A 3,483-nucleotide genomic window follows, 5' to 3' on the forward strand; every position below is an offset into this window, starting at 1 on the left:
ACGTACCGCAGGCCGCGCCGCACGCCCAGCCCTTCCCCGGCCAGGCCCCGCAGGGCGGAGGCTGGGGTCCCCAGCAGCCCCCGGTGCCCCATCAGGCGCCCGCGCCGTTCCCGCAGCAGGGCGGGGGCCCCTCCGTGCCTCCGCAGGTGGCGCCCCAGGCCGTTCCCGGTGGCGCCCAGCCGATCTACGCGGAGCGCAGCCCGACCACGTTCCACGAGTTCTCCCTCGGCCGGGTGATGCGTATCGGCCGCGCCCTGGAGAACGAGCTGGTCGTCTCCGACCTGCAGGTCTCCCGGCACCACGCCGAGTTCCACGCCACTCCCGACGGCCGCTTCGAGATCCGCGACCTCGGCTCGCACAACGGCACCTACGTCAACGGCCAGCCCATACCCAAGGGCGGCACCCGGCTGCTCGGCCCGACCGACGTCGTCGGCGTCGGCCACTCGACGTTCCGCCTGGTCGGCGACCGGCTGGAGGAGTTCGTCGACACCGGCGAGGTCAGCTTCTCGGCCCGCCACCTGACCGTCACCGTCGACGGCGGCAAGCAGATCCTCAAGGACGTCTCGTTCGCCGTCCCGGAGAAGTCGCTGATCGCCGTGATCGGCCCCTCCGGCTCCGGCAAGTCCACCCTGCTCAAGGCGCTGACCGGCTACCGGCCCGCCGACCAGGGCGACGTGCTCTACGACAACCGGAACCTGTACAAGCAGTTCGCCGAGCTCCGCCAGCGCATCGGTCTGGTGCCGCAGGACGACATCCTGCACAAGGAGCTCACCGTCAAGAAGGCCCTCGGCTACGCGGCCAAGCTGCGCTTCCCCGCGGACACCACGTCCGCCGAGCGCGCCGCCCGGATCGACGAGGTGCTGCGCGAGCTGAAGCTCGACATCCACAAGGACAAGAAGGTCACCTCGCTCTCCGGCGGCCAGCGCAAGCGCGTGTCGGTGGCGCTGGAGCTGCTGACCAAGCCGTCGCTGATCTTCCTGGACGAGCCGACCTCCGGCCTCGACCCGGGCATGGACCGCGACGTCATGCAGCTGCTGCGCGGCCTCGCCGACGACGGCCGCACCGTCCTGGTGGTCACCCACTCGGTGGCCGAGCTGGCCATCTGCGACAAGCTGCTGGTGATGGCGCCCGGCGGCGCGGTGGCCTACTTCGGCCCGCCCGACGAGGCGCTCAACTTCTTCGGCTACACCACCTGGGCCGACGTCTTCTCCGCGTTCGAGAACTACCGCGACTACGACTGGGCGGGCCGCTGGAAGGGCTCGCAGCACTACCAGACGTACGCCGCGGACATCGACGCGGTGGCGCCGCAGCCGGTGCACATGCCGCCGCCGCAGGCGATCCGGCCGCCGAAGCCGCAGAGCTGGTTCTCCCAGTTCGTGACCCTGGTGCGCCGCTACACCTCGGTGATCGTCTCGGACCGCGGCTTCCTGGCCCTGATGGTGCTGCTGCCGGCCGTCATCGGTGCGGTGAGCCTGCTCATCAACCCGGACCGCGGCCTGCTGCCCAACCCGCTGCACCCGCAGACCGGGCGCGTCGTGCCCAACGGCACCGCCACCACGGTCCTGCTGATCCTGGCGGTCGGCGCCTGTTTCGCGGGCGCCGCCAACTCGGTGCGCGAGCTGATCAAGGAGCGGGTGATCTACGAGCGGGAACGGGCCACCGGCCTGTCCCGGTCGGCGTACCTGATGTCCAAGGTCTTCGTGCTCGGCATGATCACCGTCTTCCAGGGCCTGCTGGTCGGCGTGATCGGCTTCGCGAGCCGCGACATCCCCGCCGAGGGCCTGCTGCTCGGCGACTCGACGCTGATCGAGCTCTCGCTGCCGATCATGGGTCTGGGCTTCACCTCGATGATGTTCGGCCTGATCATCTCGGCGCTGGTGAAGACCGCCGAGAAGACCATGCCGCTGCTGGTGATGTTCGCGATCATCCAGGTGGTGTTCACGGGCTGCCTCTTCGCCCTGCACGGCACGCTCGGCGTCAACGAGTTCTCGTACCTGATGCCGTCCCGCTGGGCGGTCGCGGCCGCGGGCGCCACGCTGGACTTCAACCGGATCGCCCCGCCGGAGGCCGGCGCGGACAACGACCCGCTGTGGGAGAACACCCTCGGCACCTGGTCGCTGGACATGATCGCGCTGATCGGCCTCGGCGTGGTCTGCGGCTTCTTCGTGGCGCGCTTCCTGCGCCGCCACGAGCCGGAGGTCATGCGCAAGTGATCTTGCCGGAGCCGCCGCCGAGGCGGGCCCGGACATGACGCAAGGGCGGCACCCCCGTCGGGGGTGCCGCCCTTTCAACGTGTCAGCGATGCTCGCTCAGAGGTCCGCGCCTGCCTCAGTACGCGCTGTTGACGTTGTCGATGGTGCCGTAGCGGTCGGCGGCGTAGTTGGCCGCGGCCACGATGTTGGCCACCGGGTGGTAGATGTCGTCGGGCGTGCCCTTGACGTGGTACGTCTCGAAGGTCGGCGGGATGACCTGCAGCAGGCCCTTGGACGGGATGCCGTTCTGGGCGTTGATGTCCCAGAGGTTGATCGCCTTCGGGTTGCCCGAGGACTCACGGATGATGTTCTTGTACAGCCCGTGGTACGAACCCGGGATGTCGTTCTTGTCCATGATGTCGAGGGCCTCGCGGATCCAACCGTCCAGGTTGTTCGCGTAGACCTTCTTCGCCTCGGCCGGCTTGGCGACCGGACGGGCGGCGGAACGGCTGGCGGCCTCCTTGGCCTCGCGCTCCTTGGCAGCCTGCTCGGCAGCGGCCTTCTTGGCAGCGGCCTCGTCGGCGGCCTTCTTCTCCTCGGCCTTCTGCTCCGCCTGCTTGGCGGCGACGGCCTCGGCCTTCACGCTCGCACCCGCGGCCTGGTCGGCGACGCCGGCCTTCACGTTCTTGATCTGGTCGGCGCTGTAGACCACGGACGTGGCCTGGCCGGCCTCGTTGGTGGTCGTCTCGGCGTCGGCCGGAACAACGGTGAAGGCGAGAGCCGCGGCGCTCAGGGCGCCGGCACCGGCGATGCCGATCTTCTGCATCTGCTTCTTGGTGACGGCGGTGCGATAAGCGGAAAGGTTGAACTTCGGCATGGAACCTCATTCGTTGCGCGGAGGTCGCTCGGCGTCCGGGGGTTCGGACTGTCCGGACTGGCCGGACGGAAGTGCACCCGAGGGGCGTCTCTTCGCTGCGGACGAATCCGCCGCGGTGAGCGACATGAGCAATTCTTAGCGATCGCAAAATGGCCTGGCAATCATGTGATCTACGATCCCGGATAGGAGGACGTATCCGGCAAATCGGGACAGACTCTGACGTAGACGCAGCTCAGCGTGCGAAAGAATGTCCCGCTTGTCTCCTATCGTTCTTCGTAAGTGACGGGGGTCTCGTGGACGGCCTCACACGGCACCCCGTGCCGACTCACGCAGAGTTGCTGGCGCAATGCTTTGTGTCAGTGAAATCCGGGACGGCCCGGGACCCGCGTCCGACCTGGAACCGGTCCCCGGGAC

2 protein-coding genes are annotated in these 3,483 nt (G+C 68.8%); one reads left to right on the forward strand and one right to left on the reverse strand.

What is annotated here, in order from left to right; all coding sequences use genetic code 11:
• Positions 1–2,213, forward strand: a 2,213-nt coding sequence (locus ACOV8S_RS12630) for an ATP-binding cassette domain-containing protein (RefSeq protein WP_448317876.1), incomplete at its 5' end; no start/stop codon positions are given.
• A gap of 115 nt (positions 2,214–2,328) precedes the next feature.
• On the opposite strand, the gene ACOV8S_RS12635 is transcribed toward ACOV8S_RS12630, so the two are convergent.
• The gene (locus ACOV8S_RS12635; RefSeq protein ID WP_448317877.1) at positions 2,329–3,069 is read right to left on the reverse strand and encodes a transglycosylase SLT domain-containing protein; all 741 of its coding nucleotides are present in this window, start codon (positions 3,067–3,069) and stop codon (positions 2,329–2,331) included.
• Positions 3,070–3,483 lie beyond the last annotated feature (414 nt).

It is taken from the genome of Streptomyces sp. CO7, from assembly GCF_053474865.1.

What these genes read in the sequence shown, in the direction of transcription:
- ACOV8S_RS12635 (WP_448317877.1), bottom strand. Translation starts at nt 3,069, where the DNA reads ATGCCGAAGTTCAACCTTTCCGCTTATCGCACCGCCGTCACCAAGAAG.